We start from the raw sequence: 21221 nt of genomic DNA, 5'->3' as shown, positions 1-21221 counted from the left end.
GGACGGCGGTCCGGCCTTCCGCGTATGTGCCCCCCGGGCTCGGCCATGCGGTAATCGGGTGCTCCCGATTTTCGAGCCCGGGTAGTGAAACTTTCAGCTGGAGACGCCTCGGTCGGAATGGCGCATCGCTATCGACGAACGACGACGCACCGGCCCTGATTAATTGCCGATCAGCGATCTTCCGCCAATTCGGACATGACTCCGTGTCAGATGTTCATTGACGCGGCACCGCGGATTCACCTATTGTTCCGCACGAGTTCCCGAAACTTTCTTTTGACATTCGAAAGTTTCGACACGCCCGTGTGGAGATGCGGGCGTGTCCTGCCCATCCCGGCGGCGACTCAGGAGGAACGAACGTGGTGGCGCAGCTCGTCCTGTTCACGATCGACATCTGCTCGGTGGGGTTGCTCGTCTTCGGGCTCTACTTCCCGCGGCACCGCCGCCGTGACCTGGTCGTCTCCTACCTCGGGGTCAACATCGGCGTCCTCGCGGTGGCGAGCACGCTGAGCGCCGGCAACGCCGGCGCCGGGCTCGGGCTGGGGATGGCGCTGTTCGGTGTGCTCTCCATCATCCGCCTGCGCTCGACGGAACTCGACCAGCACGAGGTCGCCTACTATTTCTCGGCCCTCGCCCTGGGGATCCTCGGCGCGGTGAGCACCTCCTCGGTCTGGCTCAGCGGCGGCATGATGGCGCTCATCCTCGTGGTGATGTTCCTGGGCGACCACCGGCGGCTGCTCCGGCACTACCGGCACCAGATCCTGGTGCTCGACTCGGCCTTCACCGACCACGTCGCGCTCGTCGCGCACCTGGAACAACTCCTCGACGCCCGGGTGCACGCCGTCACCGTCCAGCGGCTCGACCTCGTCAACGAGACCACCGTGGTCGACGTCCGGTACGCGCTGACCGACCGGGCGCTGACCGCCGAACCCGAGGCGCCCGCACCGGCCGGAGCACGCCCATGACCACGATGCCCATCGGGACCGCCCTTGCGCGACTGGCCCCCGTCGGGCTCGACGAGCTGGTCGACCGGGCCGCGCTGCAGACCCGGGTGGACCGCAAGTATCTGGTCCCGGCGGAGGCGCTGCCCCGTCTGCTGGAACGGCTCATGCCGTACGCCCAGGCCCTGGACATCGACGGCGAACGCACCTTCCGCTACCAGTCGGTGTATTTCGACACCCCTCAGTTGACCAGCTACCACTGCGCGGCCTATCGCCGGCGCCGGCGTTTCAAGGTGCGCACCCGCACCTACCTCGACTCCGCCCAGTGCTGGCTGGAGGTCAAGATCAGTGGCGCGCGGGGCAGCATCACCAAACACCGGCTGCCCTACGACCCGCGGGACCGCGACACAGTGGACCTCGGGCGCGACTTCGTGGACGAGGCGCTCGCCCGCGAGTCGATCGGTCCCACCGCCAGGAGCTCCTTGGAACCGGTCCTGGTCACCGAATATCACCGTGCCACCCTGCTGCTGCCGGACACCGCGAGCCGGGTCACCGTCGACACCGAGCTCGCCTGGCGGCACGACGGCCGCGCGCTGCGCCTGCCCGGCCTCGCTGTGGTCGAGACCAAGAGCGCCTCGGCCGCCACCCCGGTCGACCGCATGCTGTGGCGGGCCGGGATGAGACCCGCCCGCATCTCCAAGTACGCCACCGGTCTGGCCGCCCTCCGCCCCGATCTGCCCGACGTGCCCTGGCGGCGGACGCTGCGCCGCCACTTCCACGGCACCGCGTCGCCCATGGACCCGGCGCCCGACATCTCCCACCGCCCCGAACAGGAGGCATCGTGCGTCTGACGCTCCGCAGCACCGGCGTCACGGCGGCTCGCCGTACCACGAGGACGGCGGTCGCCGTGCTCGTGACCGTGCTCCTCACCGGGCTCCTCACCGGGCTCCTCGCCGGGCCCCTCAACGCGTACCCGTCATCGGCGGGCGCCGGATCGGCCTCCGGCACCGGGTCGGCCGGCCGCGCCACGAGCACCGCCTCCGCCGCGGCCGCGGCGACCGCCGATGCTGCGGCTGCGGCTGCCGACGACCTGACCGGCGACATCGCCTTCTCCGTGCCGAGCGGCACCTTCCAGGGGCAGGTCTCGGTGTCGCTGAGCACCGCGGCCGGCGGCGCGCAGATCCGCTACACCACCGACGGAACGCCGCCCACCGCGCAGTCGGCGCTGTACGGCGGCCAGCCGCTGCAGTTCACCCGCACCACCCAACTGCGCGCACAGGCCTTCGCCGGCGGCACGGCGTCCGGAAAGCCCGGAACGGCCATGTACGTCGCCACCGCCACCACCACGGCCCACGACCTGCCGCTGGTCCTGATCGACTCGTACGGCAAGGGCAAGCCCGGCCGGGACTACCTCGACGCCGCCACCATGATTTTCGACCCGGGCAGTGGCGCGACGGCGTCGCTGACCGCGGCTCCGGCCGTCGCCACCCGCTCCGGAGTCCACCTGCGGGGGCAGTCGTCGGCCTCGTTCGAGAAGGCGCCCTATCGCCTGGAGTTCTGGGACAACGATGACGACGACGCCGACTACCCGGTGCTGGGGATGCCCGCCGACTCCGACTGGGTGCTGCGCGGGCCGTTCCCCGACAAGTCGCTGATCCGCGAGGCCCTGGTTTACGACCTCGGTAAGGAGATGGGGCTGAAGGCTCCCCGGTATCGGTTCGTGGAGCTCTATCTCAACACCGACGCCGGTCCGGTGGGCGCCGACGACTACATGGGCGTCTACATGCTCGCCGAGACGATCAAGAACTCGAAGAACCGCCTCGACCTCAAGCAGCTGGACGAGGACGACACGACCTTGCCGAAGCTCACGGGCGGATACATCTGGAAGTTCGAGTGGATGGCCGCGGAGGAGCCGACGTTGCCGTGCAGCGGGTCGTCCGCCACCTGCTGGACCTATCTCGAAGTGGTCGACCCCTCACCGCTGCAGTCGCAGCAGAAGGACTGGCTGCGGGGCTACATCCAGGAGTTCCACGACGTGCTGCACTCGCAGAACTTCGCCGACCCGGACACCGGCTATCGGGCGTACATCGACGTCGGCTCGTTCATCGATCAGCTGATCGTCTACGAGCTGAGCCGGAACATGGACGCCACCTACCGCAGCGCCTACTTCTACAAGGACCGGGACACCAAGATCTTCGCCGGTCCGCTGTGGGACTACGACCTCACGTTCGGCGTGGGCGGGTTCTTCCAGAACGACCAGACCGCGGGCTGGCAGTATCAGCAGACCCGGCAGCCGGTCGCCAGCGACTGGTTCACCCAGCTCATGCGGGATCCGGCCTTCGTCGACCAGGTCAGGGCACGCTGGCAGGAGCTGCGCCGCGGCGTGCTGTCCGACGCCGCGCTGCAGAGCAGGATCGACGGTCTCGCCCAGCCGCTGACCAACGCCGCGCAGCGGAACTTCCAGCGCTGGCCGAACCTCACGACGCGCACCATCGGCTTCTTCACCACTCCGACCGCGTCCACCTGGCAGGGCCAGGTGCAGTACCTGCGCGACTGGACGCTGCGCCGCGCGACCTGGCTGGACTCGACGGCGGGGTGGGGCGGTGCGGTCGCCTCGCCCAGCCCCAGCCCCAGCCCCTCGCCCAGCCCCAGCCCGTCACCGAGCCCGTCGCCCAGCTCCTCACCCAGCGCGAGCCCGAGCCCCTCGCCGAGCCCCAGTCCCTCGCCCAGCGCGAGCCCGAGCCCCTCGCCGAGCCCGAGCCCCTCGCCGTCCGGCGGAGCGTCCGGCGCATGCTCGGCGACGTACCGGGTGGTCAACTCCTGGCCCGGCGGCTTCCAGGGTGAGGTCACGGTGCGCGCGGGCAACGCGGCGATCAGCGGCTGGACCGTGAACTGGGCCTGGCCCGGTTCACAGACCATCACCCAGCTGTGGGGAGGCGTGCGCTCGGGCTCCGGTTCGGCCGTGACGGTGCGCAACGAGGCGTGGAACGGCTCGCTCGCGGCCAACGCGACCACGACCTTCGGCTTCCTCGGCGGAGGATCCTCGGCCGCCCCGGCGCTCACCTGCACCAGCCCATGATGTGAAGCGGGTCGACGAGGTCCCGTCCGGCCATCGGACGGGACCTCGTTGCGCAACGGGCGAATCAACCCACCTGACCGCGTGAGGACACCAGCGCCGACATCACCGTGAGCGGCAGCGACGGGTTGGCGGCGGCCGCCTCCACCACCTGCCACTCGTCGTCCGCGAGCAACTCGACGATGACCTCGGGTGGCAGGGCCGGGTGTCCCGCAGCGACCGGCCTGGCCTGCCAGTCCTGCAAGCACGCCGACAGCGCCAGGGCCGTCGCGTTGGGATGGCGTGCGACCTCGCGGAACGCCTTCTTCACCGGCGGCCGGTGCCGCACCAGGTCCTCCAGCAATGCCGCCGATACGTCCGGATTCCTCGCCACTCTGACGAGAACCCGTACGCCGTGCCGGTCGACCATGGCCCGCAGTCGCGCTTCGGACAGGCCCGGGTGCGGCGCGATGGACTTGAGCACTTTGGCGTCGGGGTCGGCGGCCAGCGCGTCGCGGATCCCGGACGGCAGGTCGCGCCGTTCGGCCACCAGCATCCGCACGGCCGGATCCGGCGAGGCGGCCAGTTCTTCGACCTCGGCCGGCGTGGCCGTGGCGATCCGCGGCAGCGGGGTGGGACCGATTCTGACGGTTCCGGCCAGGCGGGTGAGCACGTCCAGCGGCACGCGCGGGTTGTGAGCCAGGCTGCGCCGCACGTCGTCACAGGGGTCGGTGGCCAGCCTCTGCATCAGACGGTCGTCGATCGCGGGATTGTCCGCGAGAGTTCCGCGGACGCCGGGCTCCGGGCTGCCGGCGAGGCGTTCGTACACCTCCGGAGGCAGGTCGGTGCGCCCAGCCAGCTCCCATCGCAGCAGCATCGAGGGATGACCGGCGAAGGCGAGCACGGCAGCGGCGGGCGTGGCCGGGTTTCTCAGCGCCTGTTGCTGCATGTCGTGGACCGTGGACTCGTGGGAGCCGTCACACGAGGCACCCGACGGCAGCTCGCAGTCGGGCTCCGCGCAGTCCTGATCGTGGACGAACGGCGGTTCCTTCCGATCGCAGACCACGCACCGCCGAGCCGGGGGAAGCCCTTCACCGGTGAGCAGCGCGGCCAGCACCGAGGGCGGTGTCGCCTCGTTCGCGGCCACCGCACGGCGGACCTCCGCATGCGGGTGCTCCGCGAGCCGCTCCGCCATGTCCGAGGTCGTCCACAGTGCGAGCTCCGCGACGACCCGGATGGCGGTGTCTGCGGCGAGGGTCTCCGCCACGTCGGTCGGGAGGCCGGGGCAGGCGGCCAGCCGCTCCCGGCAGCCGGCATCCGGATCCGCCGCGACCAGGCGCGCCCACTCCGGGCGGCCTGCCCCCTCAGTCAGCAGGCAGAGCGCGGCGAGCGGCTGCGCCACCGGATCGATGTCGGCGGCTGTCAGCAGCCCCCGCTCCGCGAGCCGGGCAGCGCTGTCTTCGACGCGTGAGACCAGCGCCACCGCCTGTGCACGGGTCAGGTCCGCACGCCAGGCCATATTGGAGGCGATGTCCTCGTCGGCAATCGTGACCAGCAGGTCCACCAGATCGGACGGCAAAGCCGGATTCTCGGCGAGGCCACACAGGACATGATCCACGGGGACATACTGCCCTGCCCTGATCACTTCGGCATGCGAGTTCTCGGCCGCCGCCACCCGGGACCGGCCCGGTCAGCTCTCCTTGGTGTGGACGTAGACGACCGCGTGTTTCACGGCGACCGGGGTCCACGGCACGATGACGACGGCGCCGTTCCGCTCGAAGACCCGCGCGTCGTCTCCCTCGGTGCCGTACTTCTGCGGCAACTGCGCCACCTCGGCCGCCTTGCCGGTGGCGGCGTCCAGGCGGACGAGCCGGGGAGGCAGGTCGCGCCAGTCGCCGACCTCCAGCGTGAGCAGGCCGTGGTCGTCGGCGCGGACGAGATTCAGCATCGTCGGCTGGGTGCCGGACGACTCCCACACCTGCTTGCCGGTCTTCAGGTCGAAGGCGAGCACCTTGTCGCTCGACCGAGCCTTGCCCGGCACGTTCTGCGGGAAGGTCGTGAGGTAGAGACGGCCCCCCTGCACGAGGTAGCGGCGCTGCTCGAACATCCCGTCCACGAAGGCGACCGTGTTCATGGGGAGCATGTCCACCTTGCCGGTCGTGAACTCGCTGGCCTTGGCGCCCCGGTCGTCGAGGACCGTGAAGGTGCTCTTGTCGCCTTCCTCCTGCCGGACGATCAGCGGGTCGGCCGACAGCATCAGGCTCATCAAGCTGAGCTCACCGATCTTGGAGCGTAGTTCGGTCTTGCCGCTCTTCGGGTCGAGCACCTGCACGAGGCCGCCCGAGCCCTCGAAAGTGCAGTCGAGGAGCAGGGCCACCTGGGTGGCCGCCGTGTTCATGTCCTTGATGTGGCAGCCCTGGGGAAGCTGGGCGGTCCACTGCTTCGCGCCGTCCGACAGGCGGTAGCCGGACAGGATGTCGTTCGCGTACACCACCGCGACATCGCCCGCATCCATGATCCGGGGCACCGTGAGTGAGTTGGCCAGCCGGGACTTCTCCGCCGGAATCTTGATCTTCCAGGTCATCTTTCCTGTCGCGGCGTCGACCCCGGCCAGGTGGTCGCACAACTGGTCGCTGCCGTACGCCACGGCGCCCTTGCCGTTCGTCAGGCCGGAGGTGGCGCCGCAGAGTTGGTCGCCGGGCGAGGGGGTGCCCCAGGCACGCTTGCCCGAGGTCAGGTCGTAGGCGAGCACCCCGTCGCGCTGCACGCGGATCACCGTCTTGTCCGTCAGCCAGCCCGCGAACGCGAGTCCCTGGGTGAAGTCCATGCTGTCGGCACTCGCGAGCGGGACGGACCATTCCCCTGCGCCCCCACCGGAACCGGAATCGGTGGCGGAGCCGCCGCCTGCGACGAGCCACGCGGTCCCCGCGCCCACCGCCAGCAGCACAACCAGCCCGAGCACGACGAACAGCACCGGCTTGCCCTTGCCGGCACGCGCCTGCGGCTGCGGCTGCGGCTGCGGCTGCGGTGGAAGCCCCTGGGCGGGCTGTCCCGGGGCGCCATAGCCCTGGCCGGGGTAGCCCCCCTGCTGACCGGGATGACCCTGTTGCCCCGCGTACCCCTGCCCGCCTGGATACCAGGGCGTCTGGCCCTGCCCGGGTGGAGCGGGGGCCGGACCGGCCGGGCCCGGCTGCGGCTGCGGCTGCCCCCAGGACTGCGGGTACGGCGAGCCTGGGTATCCCTGACTCGGCTGACCCGGACCCGGGTATCCCTGACCCGGCTGACCCTGACCCGGCTGGGCTTGGCCTGACTGGCCCGGACCCGGGTATCCCTGACCCGGATATCCCTGACGCTGACCCGGCTGGGCTTGGCCCGGCTGGGGTTGGCCCGGCTGAGGTTGACCCGGCTGGCCGTACGGCGCCGGTGCGCCGGGGGCGCCCGGACCCCACGGCGCGCTCTGGCCGGGCGGTCCGTACACCGACGGAGCCTGCGGGCCCGGCCCGGCCTGCTCACCCCGCTGCCCCTGACCACCTAGCTGCCCCTGACCACCCGGCTGCCCGTACGTCGGCTGAGCCGGTGCCGGGTGACCATAGGCCTGCTGACCGTAGGTCTGCTGACCATAGGCCTGCTGACCATAGGCCTGCTGAGCAGACACCGGCTGAGCAGACACCGGCTGACCGGACACCGGCTGACCGGACGCCGGCTGTCCGGACGCGGGCTGGCCATAGGCCGGCTGGCCGTACGCCGACCGAGCGGGTGCGGACTGGTTCGGTGCGGGCTGGCCCCAGCCTCCGGCGTCACCCGGTTGTCCCTGGCCGAGGTAAGGCTGTTCCTGTCCGCCGTAGGCCGACCCACCCGGACCGTTGGGGTGGTACGGCAAGAGCGGTGTGGGAGCTGCGGGTGGAGTGGGCGGTGTGGGCCCGCCGTACGGGTCCCCGTTGTGCTGATCCGTCATGCCTCTCCCCCGATCACGCGAACTGGGCGCGGACGTAGCCCGCCCACTGCTGCTCGAAGTCCGCCATCGTCACACCGAGCACCTTGAAGAGGGCGGCTTCGCTGTCGTCGCCCGGTGCCCGGTAAGCCGCGACCACGCCCTCGACCAGCTTCCGCTCGCCGTACTTCTGCGCGATGAACCGCATGGCCACATGCCCCATGAGGTAGTTGACGCTCGTCATCTGCTTGAAGTCCCAGAGGGCGTTGGACGGCAGCTTCCCGTCGAACGGCATGGCGAGCCGTCCTGCCACGTACGCACGGCCCTCGTCGGCCCGCCGGTTCTGCGCGATCGGCTGGCTGCGGCCGGCGACGTACTCGGCGAAGCCCTCGGTGATCCAGTTCGCCCTGCCGAACAGAGCGAACTGCGCACTGTCGAGCCCGGCGACGAGCGAGTGCGCGAGCTCGTGCTCGGAGATCTCCATGATCCCCTGCTTGTTCCTGAAGAACTCCGACGTCGTGTCCATGACGACGCGGGTGCCGCCGATCTTCACGGTGTCGTTCCCGACCCCCCAGCTCGGCATCGGGATCGAAACGCCGGCCTCGTTCGCCTTGGCCGTACGGAACAACTTGCCGAGCTGGGCCTTTCCCTCGACCAGCGCCACCACGAACCCGGTCGGCACCGCCGCGTCCGGATCGCCGTTCTTCTCCCAGAAGGCGAGGTCGCTCGCGGCGGCAGCGGAGACGGTCGGTGCGACGCGCCGGGCCAGAGCGGCGTCCTGCGGCCTGGCGAGGACGATGCTGTCGCCCGCCTTCGCGACCACGATGTCCGGCCAGACGTCCCACGGCCCGGGGAAGTACATCGTCTTCGACGCCTCGCCGCTGATCGTCGGCGGCGCGCCCTGCACCTTGGTCACGACAAGGGGCGCGTTCGGCGAGGCCTTCTCGATGGTCCAGCGATACCACTCGGACACCGGGCGCAGGTCGATGCCGTCGAACCGGTGGACGAACGCGACGTCCTGCGTGAACTTCACGCCCCGCCCGAAACTGTCCTGAGCCCGGCCTTGGCGGCGCAACACCTGGTAGGACTTCTCGGCCAGCGGCATCTTGCGCAGGTTGGCGAAGACTCTCGCCTGGTCGCGGACCAGACCGGCGTTCTTCTGGTCGAAGATCGAGGTGAATGCCTTGGCGTCACCCGAGGCCAGCGCCCTGCTGTGCGACTGGACCAGCTTGGTGATCTCGTCGTCCTTCACGACGACCGTGTTCGAGTCGGTGGCGGCCTTGCCCGTGGCGTCGTCGCCGGAGTCGCCGGAGCCGCCGCCCCGCAGGACGAGGCCCACCCCCGCACCCACCGCGACGACGAGGACGAGGGACAGGATCCCGAGCGTCACCCACAGCCCGGTCCTGCGTCCGGGCCCAGGAGGCGGAGGGGGAGGCGGAGCCTGCCACTGCTGCGGCGGAGGGCCGTACTGCCACTGCGGTGGCGGAGGTGGAGGCTGAGACTGCCACTGCGGCGGCGGCTGAGGCGGATACTGCTGGTGATAACCGGGCCCCGTCGTCACTCTTGCCCCGTAAATGCTCAGAGTTACCGAAAGGTGTAAAGCGTATCAGTGGTTAAGAAGCGGGCACCGGCACTTCCCCGGATGCGCCCACGCACACTCTCGATATGTCGCTGACCAGGAGTTTCGAGCCCCTTCACCGAATGTGTCGGACCCTTTCCAGCTATTCGCGGAGGAGTGTGGCCATTTCACCTGGCCCGACATATCGAGGGACAGTCCCACTGGAACGATCCATCAATCGCAGCGCCATGCCGTCCACCCTCCGTTCAGCGGATCAGCCGGAGTGAATCCACGCACCTCCGGCTCAATCGGCGATAACGGGCAGGGGCAGTCGCTGATCGGCGACGATCAACATCGCTCACCGACCACGCCGGTCTCAGCGATGCGTACTGTCCGCGGGTGCCGCACCCCCAGGGTCTCCATGCGGAGTGGTCAGTCCTTGACCAAGAGGCCCTGGAAGGTGACGTCGCCCTCGTCGCCGTCCCCTCGGTAGGCGAGCCCCTCGCCGGTCTGGACCAGGGTGATCCTGCCTGGTGCGCACTTGTCCAGCCGGAAGACGAGTGCCGTGCCGGAGCTGCGCGTCAGCGTCAGACTCCCCCGGCATGAGCTGTTGGTGTCCTTCCAGCTTCCGGAGCGTCCGCCCGGCTCCAGCACGATCTGTACGTCGGTCTCGCTGGTTCCCACGAGCTGGTCGGGCTCGAGGTGGCCTCCCCAGGTGCCGGCGAACGCGGCCGGAACCGTTCCGCCCGGCGTCGTCGACGGCACGGCGGTGGCCTTCGGAGTCTCTGTGGCGTCCCCAGAGGAATCGTCCAAGGCGTCGTCCGTCGTCATGGTGTCGTCCTGGCCGGCGTCATCCTGCTCTGCCCCGTCCTGTCCCGTGTCGTCCTGGCCCGTGTCGTCCTGGCCCGTGCCGCCGTAGTCCGTGACGGTCTCCCCCGGCGTGGTGCCGGCGGGCGGCGCCGGTGAGCCGGCGGGGTGCGAGACGGTCGTCGTCGTGGTGGCGTGCGTCGAGGTGCCAGCCGTTTCGCTGGACAGCAGGCGCGGCCCCAGCAGTGCGGCGGCGACCGACACCGCGGCCACGGCTGTCACCGCCCCGGCGACGATCCCGAAACGGGAGGCCTGCCGGCGGCCGCCCGCCCCGGTCGTCTCCGGGCCCGGCGAAAGCGCCCCAGCCGAACCCGAACCCGGACTCTTACCTGAGCCCGAACCCGAACCCGCGGCCAGGCCGGGACCCGAATCGGGAGCCGGACCCGGGAAGGCCGGGAGGATCGCGGTCGTCCCACCCCGCCATACGCCCTCCGGCCTGGTGGTCGCCGCGGCCGCGCCCGCCCGCAGCGGGTCGGGGGCGGATCCGACGAGCTCCAGCAGCAGGTCGCGGGAGGCCGGCCGGCGCGCGGGATCCTTGGCGAGGCATCGTTCGACCACTCCGCGCAGCGACCGGGGCAGTGCCGAGGCGTCGGGCTCGGCGGTCAGGATCCGGTGCAGGACGGCGGGGACGCTGGCGGCGCCGAAGGCCGGCCAGCCCGTGGCGGCGAAAACGATCGTCGCTCCCCAGGCGAACACGTCGCAGGCGGGCGTGGCCGGATCCCCGGCGATCTGCTCGGGAGCAAGGTAGGCCGGGGTGCCGACCGGGCCCGCCGTGATCGTGTCACTCGCGCCGTGCCTGGCGATGCCGAAGTCCACCACCCGGGGGCCGTCCGGCCCCAGCAGCACATTGGCCGGCTTGAAGTCCCGGTGCACGATCCCGGCCGCGTGAACGGCCGCCAGCGCCGTGGCCGTGCCGACCGCGAGGCGTTCCAACTCCCCGCCCCGCAGCGGACCACCGGCATCGACCCGCTGCTGCAGAGACGGCCCGTCGATGAACTCGCTCACCACGTACGGCATCCGCCCATCGACCACCGCGGTCAGCACCCGGGCGGTGCAGAAGGGCGCGACACCGCGCATCGCGTCGAGCTCGCGGACCAGCCGCTCCCGCACCGACGAGTCGAGCCCCGACTTGAGCACCTTCACCGCGACCGGTTCCCCGCGGGGCGACAGGCCGAGGAACACCACCCCCTGCCCGCCCTCGCCGAGCCGCCCCCGCAGTGTGAACTCACCCAGTACGCGCGGGTCGTCGGGGTCCAGAGGGGTGACCATGGCACCGAACCCTAGCGACGCGGGAGCGCGGGACGATATGCCTCACGACAGCCGGACGCGGCCACGGAGGCGAGCCCGCACCACCCAGGTCGATCGGAAGAACCCTCATCGAGCGCTTCCGCCGCCCTCCTCTGGGCGTTCGCCCAGGCGGGCCGGCCCAGGCGGCACCTCGCGACGTCGTCGGGCCCTGGTCGGGGAGGTCACGCGCCGTCCGGAAGCGGCTCTCCGGTCTCCAGCAGCGACTTCAGGCTCGCCACCACGTTCGGCCAGCCGTGGCTGACCATCTCGGCCAGGCTCGATCCGGGCTCGAAGCCGTCGTGCACGACGGTGAGCTTCACGACCTGCCCGGCCTCCTCAAGCGTGAAGGTGACCTTCGAGCGGGCCTCGGCGGACAGCCGGGCGAGCAACTCCTCGTCCCAGCCGAAGCGCTTGGCGAGCTCAGGGGTGACGGCGTGCCAGGTGTAGGAGAGCCGGCTGTAGGGTTCGGCCTCCAGCACGACCTGCTCCGGGTCGCTGATCAGTACGCCGTGGTTGTCCCAGGTCATCGGTGAGCCGGCCGACCAGTCCGTGGTGAACTCCGTGGCCCAGTAGCGGCGGGTGAAGGCGGGCTCGGTCAGCGCCTGCCAGAGCTTCTGCGCCGAGGTGCGGATATAGGTGGTGTAGACGAAGGTCGGCGCATCCATCGGGGTCTCCTCAAGGGCGAGTTTCAGGTCCGCCAGGGCTTGGACCCTGGCCCGGTCGTAGCGGCTGATCCACCGATGGGCGATCTCGTGCACGGGCGCGGCGTTGAGGTAGTGCAGCTTCTCCCGGCCCCGCCGTACGGTGGCGACGAGCCCGGCCTCCTCCAGCACCGCGAGGTGCTTGCTGACGGACTGCCTGGTCATGTCGAGTCCGGCGCACAGCTCGCGCAGCGTCTGCCCGTTGCGGGCGTTGAGCGAGTCGAGCAGCGCACGCCGGCTCGGATCGGCCAGCGCCCTGAACACCTCGTCCAGGCCCGCGCTCGTACTCGGATTGCCATCCACGATATGCAGCCTTTCGGTTGCCTGTAACTTAGGCAACCGGATGGTTGCCTGTCAAGACGCGCGGCCACGCAGGCCCTTGTGAGGTCTGATGATCGTCAGCACGGCCTCCCAGCTGCCGGAGCGCACGCGCACCGGACTGGGCGGCGACAGGATCAGCGCGCCACGCGGTAGCGGAGGTAGACGACCTGCGAGTTGAAGGTGCGGGTTTCGACGAGTTCGAGATCCACCTGGCGCTCGCGCCGGGGAAAGAACGGAATGCCGCCGCCGACCAGCACCGGATAGACCCGGGCCCGGTACTCGTCGATCAGACCCAGCGCCGCCGCCTCGGCGGCGAGAGTCGCACCGCCGATCGCGATCTCACTCTCCCCCGGCTCGGCTCGCAACCACTCGATCTCCTCCGCCAGGCCGCCGGAGGCCAGGCGGGCATTGCCCTGCACCGCCGACAGCGTGGTGGAGAACACCGTCTTCGGGAGCCGCTTCCAGATCGCGGCCCACTCGAGCATCAAGTCGTCGAGCGACGGATCCTGGTCGGCGGTCTCCCAGTCCAGCATCGTCTCGTACAGCCGTCGTCCCAGCAAGTGGACGCCGACCTTCCGGATCTCGCCGGTGACGAAGCGGAAGACCTCCTCGTCGGGCGCCGACCAGCCGAACTCGCCGTCCGGCCCGACGATGTAGCCGTCAAGTGAGACGCTCATGGAGTACGTCACGCTGCGCATCAGAGGTCCTCCTCGCCAACAGGTTCGACAGTACGACCCCGGGACGTCCGGCGGCGCCTGCTTGGCGAAGATTGCGGGGCCCCTGAGAGGGCTCACCTGTTCGAGCGGGCCCTGAAAGCGTGGTGCGGTCACAGACCGCAACGTCGTCTACTTCTGGTGTCAATGATCCGAGTTCTGTTCTTTTGGGGCGAAAGTCGTTAATCTCGACGGAATTGGCCCCAGGGGCCCAAGCCGCATCTCCCCCGCCCAGGGGTCGTACCGCATGGAGAGCAGAAGTGACGATGGCGCGCTGGTCGGGCAGGTTGCTTCTGCCAGTCGTCGTCGGCGTGATGGCCATGGCCACCCTGGCGACGCCCGCTTTCGCCCACGGTCAGCTCGCGATGTCGACACCGGCGAAGGACGGCACGGTGCGCGAGCCGTTGGAGTCCCTCTCCCTCTACTTCACCGAGGCACCCGCCCCGAACGCGTACTTCGCGGTCACCGCTCCCGGCGGCGCCCGGGTCGACCAGCCCTGGACGCATGGTCAGCCGAAGCGTCTCGACAAGCCGGTCCAGGAGTACAACCTGGTCAACGGCTTCTGGGAACCGAGCGTGTACAACACCGGGTTCCCCGCGCAGGTCCCCGTCGCCTACTGGCCGGCGCGGGGCGAGTACGTCGTCCGGTATCTGTCGATCGCCTCCGACGGGGAGCCGGTGCAGGGAGAGCTCCGGTTCACGTACAAGGGCAAGACCTCGGCGCCGCCCAAGGGCTGGCAGGCCCCGGTCAACGAGCCCGACCCCAGCCTGCTCGCCTCGGCCGAGCCAGGGAGCAGCCCCCAGTCCAATGAGCCGGCGGCCGGCGGCAGCCTTTCGGCGATGGGCCCCACGGTGCCAGAGGCCGGAGGCAGCCCGGCCGCGGTCACACAGGCCGGCGCAAGCCCGGCCGCGGCTACACAGGCCGGCGGCAGCCCGGCCGCGGCGTCCGAACCCGGCGGCGCTGCGGGCACTGCGGGCACTGCGGGCACTGCGGCCCGGGCAGCGCAGCCGGCCGACTCCGGCACCGGGCTGTCGGTATGGCTGGTGCCCGCGGTCCTCGTCCTGGGAGCGGGCGCCCTGGTGGTGCGGGCGGCGCGGCGGCCCGCGCCCGCCACGACGGCGGCCGAGCGGCCGTCCGGCCGCCCGCAGGCCAAGAAACCCTCACGCGCCCCGGCGCCACGCACCCCCCACCGCCCCAAATCCACCAAGCGACGCTGACACGCCTCGCCCTTTCAGGAGAACCCCCCATGGTGATCGCCCCTGCACGCCTGCGCCCGCTGCTCGTCGTGCTCCCACTCGGCGCGGCCCTGCTGATGGCCACGTCTGCCTGTGGCGGGTCGGATGCCGCCGCTCCCGCCCAGTCGGCCGCAGTGGCGTCCACCGAGGCCGCCGCCCCGGCATCCACCGAGCCGGCCGCCCCGGCTGCTGCCGAGTCGGCTCCCGCCGCCCCCGGCGAGTCCGCCGCAGCCGCCCCCGCCGACCCGGCCGTGAAGGAGATCACCGTCACCATCGCCGGTCGGAAGGTCACCCCGCCGCCGGACCGGATCGAGGTGACCAAGGGCCAGACGGTGCGTATCACCGTCACCAGCGACACCGCCGACGAGGCGCATCTACACGGGTACGACAAGGAGGCCGAGCTGCAGCCCGGCACTCCCGCGAGCATCGAGTTCGTCGCCGACGAGACCGGCCTGTTCGAGATGGAAACCCACGAGTCGGGACTGCAGTTGTTCCAGCTCGTCGTGCGTTAGGCCGCCGGGATGCTGCTGGCTCACGGCGTCGGAGGCCGTCAGGACCTGCCGATCCCGTTCTCGGCCGTGTTGATCGGCGCGGCCCTCGCGTTGCTGGTGTCGTTCGTGGCGCTCGGCGCACTGTGGAAGGAACCGCGCCTGGGCGGCGACTCTCCTGGCGCCCGCTCGCTGCCGGCCGCCGTCCAGACAGCGATGAGCGCGCCCGCCTGGCGGTGGTTCTGGCGGATCGCCGGGCTCGTCGCCGCGGCGTACTTCTGCGTCGGACTGATCTTCGGTCCCGACGAGGCCGACAATCCCACCGCCGGGGCGTTCTACGTCCTGTTCTGGGTCGGCTTGGTGCCGCTGTCGCTGCTGTTCGGCCCGGTGTGGCGCTGCCTGAACCCGCTGCGGACGCTGCACCTGCTGGCCTGCCGGGGACTCGGACGCGACCCCGAGCTCGGCCTGCGGCCACTGCCCTCAGGCGTCGGATACTGGCCCGCCTGCGCCGGCCTGTTCGCCTTCGTGTGGCTGGAACTCGTCGCCCCCGAACGGGCCACTCTGCCGGTCATCGGGGCCTGGCTCACGGCCTACGCCGTGCTCACGCTCGCCGGAGCGGTCGTCTTCGGCTCCCGCTGGTTCGACCACGCCGACCCCTTTGAGGTCTACAGCGGCCTCGTGGGCAGGCTCGCCCCGGCGGCCAGACGCGGCGACGGCGTCGTGGCCTGGCGCAATTCCCTCGATGGCATGGCCGGGCTGCGACCGGCACCGGGACAGACGACGCTGGTGGTCGTGCTCCTGGGCTCCACCATGTACGACAGCCTGTCCAACGCTCCGGTATGGGTGCGCTTCGTGCAGGAAAGCGCGGTGCCGGCCCCGGTCACGGGCACCGCCGGTCTGGTCATCGTCATCGCTCTGGTGCTCGCGGCCTACCGGACCGCGACCGCGCTCGCCGGCCGATGGGGCGCGGCCCGGCCCGGCACGACGGCGGGCGAGATCGCCCACTCGATAGTCCCGATAGCCGTCGGATACATCGTCGCCCACTACTACACCCTGTTCCTCCTGGAGGGGCAGCGGACCATCGCCCTGCTGTCCGACCCACTGGACACCGGCGCCAACTGGCTGGGCACCGCCGGGTGGACCATCCAGGCGCTCGGCACCACCCCCGCGGGAGTCGCCACCCTCCAGGTCACGGTCATCGTCATCGGTCACGTGCTGGGCACCGTCCTGGCCCACGACCGCGCGCTGGCCCTGTTTCCCCGGCGGACCGCCGTCCTCGGGCAGATTCCCCTGCTCGTGCTGATGGTGGTCTACACCGTCGTGGGGCTGCTTCTCCTCTTCGCCGCCTAACAGCGAATGCCCCCTCTTGGGGCGGCTCATCGAACTCCTCCGCGACCCGTGGGATGCGGTCGCGGAGCGTCCCGGCCAGTCCGCGGTGAGACATGCCTTCTTCGGAGATGACAGCCAGGGGATGCTGACGTTCATCCTTGATGAGGAAACCCAGTCCCTGCGCGTCATCGACATCATCTGGGCTGGCTGACCCTAAAGCGCGGACCCGCTCCCCACGCCGCCCATCTGAGCGAGTGGGGCCGGTGACAGCACTCCGATCCGTCCTCGACGTCCGGCCTGCGGTCGAATCGGAGCGATCCGCAACGCAGTGGGAGTGAGTGCCGCCACAGCGACCCGCTACTGCCTCCGAGCTACGGGAGGAGACGGATGAGGCCGTTCTCCAGATAAGCGGTCTGGCGTGCGTCCGCCGCCGAGATCGCCGCATTCATCCTCCGCGCCAAGCCCGGCGGCAGGAGCTTGTCCAGGTCCGCGGGGCGGACGAATGCATATTCGTCGAGCTCATCGGGCTGCAGCCGGAGCGTCGCGATTTGTGAGTCGGTGAGCACGCCTGCGTCGAAGACGAACATCAGCCCGGCGTCCCACGGCGGCGCCGGTGGCACCCAGTCGACACATGCGAGCCGACCCACCGGCGGCGCGATGCCCAACTCCTCCCGCAGTTCACGGAGCAAAGCACTGACGGGGGACTCCCCCGCCTCGACGATCCCGCCGGGGATCTCCCAGCCGTCCTTGTAGACCGGATGCACGACAAGCACCCGCCCCTCGTTGTCTCGGAGCAATGCGCCTGCGCCGGCACGAAGGCGCGGTACGGAGGCGACGAAGGCCAGGTATGACGCGGAGTCGCTCATGACGGCTCCGACACTATGAGCCGCGCATGGCCTGACGCCGGTATATCTCCAAACCTCAAGCGGAGACAGCTCGTACAACCACCGAGCCGCATCGGTCGAGTACTCCCGATGATGTGCCGTCCAGTGGGAGACGGTGACAGAACCCTTCCACATGGACCAAAGGTGGGATGACTCTCCATGCGGCCGCGTCGCACCCACGGATGAACGAGGAAGGCAAGGCGCACACCTCGCGGTCGCCGCTCTGGCGCTCAGCCTTCTGCCGATGAAAGTTTCATCCAGTTCCCACGAGAGTCGTCGGCCTTCCTGCCAAGCGGGGCCGGGTTGCCGGGCGCTCGCGATTGTTTCTTGACCCGACACATCAGACGTCATACGTTGTACGAAACCGAGCCTATTCATGGGATGTCCTCCGGACGGCCCAAATGCGTTTCTCGCCTTCGGAGGCACTCCTTTTGACCGCATGCCCTGCATCAGGGTGTCCCGGCGAATGGCGGCCGTACCGCGGCGGCGGACCAGCCGTGGCGGCACCGCCGGCACTCGGCCGCAGGCATCACCCCCCGACTCGTCACCAGGAGCTTCAGTGAGCGTGCCGCTGATCCGTGCCGCTGAACCTCGCCGCCTCATCACCACCATGGCGGCGGCCGTCGACGCTGCCGCGCTTCCTACGGCGATCTTCGCTGACCGCGCGGCACCGTCCAGACGACGAGCCTGCCGAGGCCCACGCTCCAGGGCGATTGCCGCGCATGGCGTGAGGGCGGCCGGCCCCTCGGCCCGCAAAGTGCACGGCCCTCCGTTCGACGTCCGCAACCGCACGACAAAGGCGCCCCGCCCGCGCAACGGCACATCCCGATGAGTTCTGTCACGGCGGAGTGATTTCGCGGAAAATCTGCTCGGAACCAGCGAAAGGAACAGAGCGTGAAGTCAGCCCTGTCCACCACTGAGAAGGCGTTAGCAGCGCTCGCGGTGTTCGTTGCCGCTGTGTTGCTGCCGGCCTTCGCAGGTAGTACCCCGGCCTCGGCCGCGACCCAGGCAACCTACTACGTCGCCCCCGACGGCAATGACGCCAACCCCGGAACGGTCGCATCACCGTTCAGAACCCTCCAGCACGCGAGGGACGTCGTCCGTACGGTGAACGCCAACATGTCAGGCGACATCTACGTGTACCTCCGCGGGGGAAACTACCCGGTCAGCAGCACAATCGACTTCACGCCGGCCGACTCCGGCACGAATGGTTACCGGGTCATATACGCCGCCTACCAGAACGAGACGCCGATCCTCGATGGAGGCGTCCAGGTAACCGGATGGACGCAGCACAGCGGTAACATCTGGAAAGCCCCGCTGAACCGCAGCAACAAGCTCCGTGCGCTCTATGTCAACGACAAGCGGGCGTACATGGCTTCCAAAACGATAAGTTCACAGGGGTGCTACGGCACCTACACCATCACGGCGGGGCAGGCGTCCTGGGCATGGGAATCGGGTTCGCAGTGCGCGGGGGCGAAGTACAGTCTGAATGATTTTCCCGCTATCGCCGCCAATCAGGACGACATCGAAATAGAGACGTCGACGACCTGGACCACGGCCATCGTGGGAGTCCGGCAGGTCACCGCTGACGGCTCCAACCGTATCGCCCTGTTCCAGCAGCCGGGAGCGGCCATCGCCCAGGGCGCCTTCAACGGAAACGCCCAGGTCGGCGGCACCCACAAGGTCATGAACGCCTACGAGTTCCTGGACACGCCGGGCGAGTTCTTTTTCGACAAGTCGAGCAAGACCTTGTACTACTACAAGGCAAGCTCGGAAAACATGACGACCGCGGCGGTCTGGGCACCGAACAACGTGTCCACCCTTATCAAGGTCGCCGGCACCTCCACGAGCAACCGCGCCCGCAACATCACGTTCTCCGGCCTCACGGTCCAGCACTCCGACTGGAACCTGTTCAACGTGGCCGGCTCGGTGCTCAAGCAGGCCCAGCAGGGCAACCTCGGCGCAATCGCCTATGCCAAGCAGAACTTCCACGCCTACTACTACCGCAATGTCGACCTGGCGCCAGGCATGATTCAGCTCGAGAACGCCGACGGGCTCGTGCTGCAGAACAACCGGATACAGCACACCGGCGTCGACGGAATCACCATGGCCAACGACGTGGTGAACTCGCAGCTGATCGGGAACTACACCAACGACATCGCCGGATCCGCCATCTCGGTGGGCCACCCCCAGAATGTCTACATCGGGGACTACACCTCCACCAATCACGAGAAGTATCCCGCCCAGGTCGAAGGGGCGCCCAAGAACATCGAGATCAAGAACAACTACATCTACGACAGTGCCGTATTGTTCAACGGGCACAGCCCCATCTCGGCGTACTTCGCCGACACCCTGACCATCCAGCACAACCGCATCGAGAAAGCCCCGTGGTCCGGTATAACGCTCGGCTGGGGCTGGTGGAACTTCGACGGATCGTCAGGCTCGATCGCGCCCAACCGGCCGACCACCACGGCGAAGAACAACAACATCAGCTACAACCACATCATCGACACGGTGCAGCGCCTGAGCGACACGGCTCCCATCTACACGCTGGGCAGCCAGCCGGGAACCACGATCAGCAACAACTATCTGCAGGGCGTCCCGTCCGGACACAAGTACGGACTCCACCCCGACGAGGGCTCCGCGTACATAACCTTCCGCGACAACGTCCTGAGCGTGGACAAGAATGTCACGTGGCTCATCAACTCCGACGACTTCGGGCGTAAGCACGACCTGAGCATCACGCAGACGTACGGGGCTATCAACAAGGTCTCCAACAAGAACCTGCCGAACAGCACGGTCCAGGACATCCTCGTATCCTCCGACTACGTCTGGCCGTCGCAGGCCTACGGCATCGCCGTGAACTCCGGACTCGAGGACGCGTACAGGAACATCATCCCCCAGAGCAATCTTTCTCTGCCGGACTACGTCCTGCCCGCCAGCACGTTCACCAGCGCCGGTGTGACGTCGATTCCCATCCGCAGCACCGGCGACGCGAGCAAGACGGTCTGGCTGGCTCCCTCGGGCACGACCTCCTTCACCGCCGGCAACACGATGACCCGGGCAGGCGGAACCGCGACCTCCATCGCCGTTCCGACGTCGGCCGGTGAGTATCGGCTCTTCGTGGTGGACGCCCAGGGCAATCGATCGGCTGAGTCGAAGTCGCTCGTCAGGCAGGGCAACGGCGGCGGGACCGGCCAGCAGAGCGGCTCGATCGTCGGCGGCCAGTCCGGCCGGTGCGTGGACGTGCCGAACTCCAGCACCACCAACGGCACCCAGGTTCAGCTGTACGACTGCAACGGACAGACCAACCAGCGGTGGACGTACACGTCCGGCAAGCAGCTCCAGGTGTTCGGCAACAAGTGCCTGGACGCGTACAACCAGGGCACCTCGAACGGCACCCAGGTGATCATCTGGGACTGCAACGGACAGACCAACCAGCAGTGGAACCTCAACTCCAACGGCAGCATCACCGGTGTGCAGTCCGGGTTGTGCCTGGACGCCAACGGCGCCGCCACCGCCAACGGCACGAAGCTCATTCTGTGGTCGTGCAACGGCGGCACGAACCAGCAGTGGAGCCTGCGCAGCTGATGTGAGGCCTCTACCGGGCCGCGGGCGGTCGTACGCACCGTCCGCGGCCCCACTCTGCCGACAGTCGGGATTCCCTCCGAGGCGTCGCAGCCCTCGTACACGATGGGAACGGCGATGCGGTCTCCGGGCTTGCTCTCGTCACCGCGGATACCCCCGATCAGCTCCCGCGAGCTGTAGCGAGCCCCGATCATCGGCCCCACCCGCAACTACTGCCGACGACCTGCGGGACCGTCGGCTAGGGCCATGCGAAAGCGTGTTCCGAGGCGGCCCAGCACGTCCAGGCCACGGTTGACCGATGCTTCTCACGCAAGCGGTAGGAATGC

15 protein-coding genes are annotated in these 21221 nt (G+C 69.3%); 8 read left to right on the top strand and 7 right to left on the bottom strand.

The window, feature by feature from the left end; all coding sequences use genetic code 11:
• Positions 1 to 356: 356 nt before the first annotated feature.
• Genes ACGFIB_RS17280 through ACGFIB_RS17270 form a run of 3 tightly spaced genes read left to right on the top strand, consistent with a single transcriptional unit; the run spans position 357 to position 4017 of the window.
• Positions 357 to 962 carry a DUF4956 domain-containing protein gene (locus ACGFIB_RS17280; RefSeq protein WP_393372724.1) on the top strand — a complete coding sequence of 202 codons (606 nt, stop codon included), beginning with the start codon at positions 357 to 359 and terminating at the stop codon, positions 960 to 962.
• Entirely contained in the window at positions 959 to 1789 is an 831-nt protein-coding gene (locus ACGFIB_RS17275; protein WP_357265580.1) for a polyphosphate polymerase domain-containing protein, read from the top strand. The genes ACGFIB_RS17280 and ACGFIB_RS17275 overlap by 4 nt, the downstream gene beginning before the upstream one ends.
• Complete coding sequence (locus tag ACGFIB_RS17270) at positions 1780 to 4017, top strand: CotH kinase family protein (RefSeq protein ID WP_393372721.1); 2238 nt, start codon at positions 1780 to 1782, stop codon at positions 4015 to 4017. The genes ACGFIB_RS17275 and ACGFIB_RS17270 overlap by 10 nt, the downstream gene beginning before the upstream one ends.
• Before the next feature lie 64 nt (positions 4018 to 4081).
• On the opposite strand, the gene ACGFIB_RS17265 is transcribed toward ACGFIB_RS17270, so the two are convergent.
• From ACGFIB_RS17265 to ACGFIB_RS17240, 6 genes are all read right to left on the bottom strand, one after another.
• Positions 4082 to 5572, bottom strand: coding sequence for a hypothetical protein (locus ACGFIB_RS17265; RefSeq protein WP_393372717.1), 1491 nt, complete (start codon positions 5570 to 5572; stop codon positions 4082 to 4084).
• Positions 5573 to 5683: 111 nt separating this feature from the next.
• Complete coding sequence (locus ACGFIB_RS17260) at positions 5684 to 6967, bottom strand: outer membrane protein assembly factor BamB family protein (protein WP_393372715.1); 1284 nt, start codon at positions 6965 to 6967, stop codon at positions 5684 to 5686.
• A gap of 994 nt (positions 6968 to 7961) precedes the next feature.
• Positions 7962 to 9314 carry a hypothetical protein gene (locus ACGFIB_RS17255; RefSeq protein ID WP_393372711.1) on the bottom strand — a complete coding sequence of 451 codons (1353 nt, stop codon included), beginning with the start codon at positions 9312 to 9314 and terminating at the stop codon, positions 7962 to 7964.
• 600 nt (positions 9315 to 9914) lie between these two features.
• Positions 9915 to 11618 carry a serine/threonine-protein kinase gene (locus tag ACGFIB_RS17250; protein WP_393372708.1) on the bottom strand — a complete coding sequence of 568 codons (1704 nt, stop codon included), beginning with the start codon at positions 11616 to 11618 and terminating at the stop codon, positions 9915 to 9917.
• Positions 11619 to 11818: 200 nt separating this feature from the next.
• Positions 11819 to 12640: an ArsR/SmtB family transcription factor gene (locus tag ACGFIB_RS17245; RefSeq protein ID WP_229689555.1), complete on the bottom strand. Its 822-nt coding sequence runs from the start codon at positions 12638 to 12640 to the stop codon at positions 11819 to 11821.
• Positions 12641 to 12792: 152 nt separating this feature from the next.
• Positions 12793 to 13356, bottom strand: coding sequence for a dihydrofolate reductase family protein (locus ACGFIB_RS17240; protein WP_393372705.1), 564 nt, complete (start codon positions 13354 to 13356; stop codon positions 12793 to 12795).
• Positions 13357 to 13637: 281 nt separating this feature from the next.
• Here ACGFIB_RS17240 and ACGFIB_RS17235 point away from each other — a divergent pair, with 281 nt between their 5' ends.
• Genes ACGFIB_RS17235 through ACGFIB_RS17220 form a run of 4 tightly spaced genes read left to right on the top strand, consistent with a single transcriptional unit; the run spans position 13638 to position 16634 of the window.
• On the top strand, positions 13638 to 14588 hold the full coding sequence (locus ACGFIB_RS17235; protein ID WP_393372826.1) for a copper resistance protein CopC: 951 nt from the start codon (positions 13638 to 13640) through the stop codon (positions 14586 to 14588).
• Positions 14589 to 14617: 29 nt separating this feature from the next.
• Positions 14618 to 15118, top strand: a complete 501-nt coding sequence (locus ACGFIB_RS17230; protein ID WP_393372702.1) for a cupredoxin domain-containing protein — start codon at positions 14618 to 14620, stop codon at positions 15116 to 15118.
• Between the two features lie 9 nt (positions 15119 to 15127).
• Positions 15128 to 16444, top strand: coding sequence for a hypothetical protein (locus ACGFIB_RS17225; protein WP_393372699.1), 1317 nt, complete (start codon positions 15128 to 15130; stop codon positions 16442 to 16444).
• A 16-nt stretch (positions 16445 to 16460) separates the two neighbouring features.
• Positions 16461 to 16634, top strand: a complete 174-nt coding sequence (locus tag ACGFIB_RS17220; RefSeq protein WP_393372696.1) for a hypothetical protein — start codon at positions 16461 to 16463, stop codon at positions 16632 to 16634.
• 160 nt (positions 16635 to 16794) lie between these two features.
• Here the strand turns inward: ACGFIB_RS17220 and ACGFIB_RS17215 are convergent, their stop codons facing one another.
• Positions 16795 to 17289: an NUDIX domain-containing protein gene (locus tag ACGFIB_RS17215; protein ID WP_393372694.1), complete on the bottom strand. Its 495-nt coding sequence runs from the start codon at positions 17287 to 17289 to the stop codon at positions 16795 to 16797.
• A 912-nt stretch (positions 17290 to 18201) separates the two neighbouring features.
• On the opposite strand from ACGFIB_RS17215, the gene ACGFIB_RS17210 reads away from it, so the two are divergent.
• A complete protein-coding gene (locus ACGFIB_RS17210; protein WP_393372691.1) occupies positions 18202 to 20898 on the top strand; it encodes an RICIN domain-containing protein in 2697 nt (898 codons plus the stop codon).
• The last annotated feature ends 323 nt before the right edge of the window (positions 20899 to 21221 follow it).

Origin of the sequence: Microbispora bryophytorum (assembly GCF_043197435.1) — a bacterium.
Classification (GTDB): Bacteria; Actinomycetota; Actinomycetes; order Streptosporangiales; family Streptosporangiaceae; genus Microbispora; species Microbispora bryophytorum.
The sequence above is the reverse complement of the archived record's forward strand: the minus strand, read 5'-3'. Positions and strand labels throughout refer to the sequence as shown.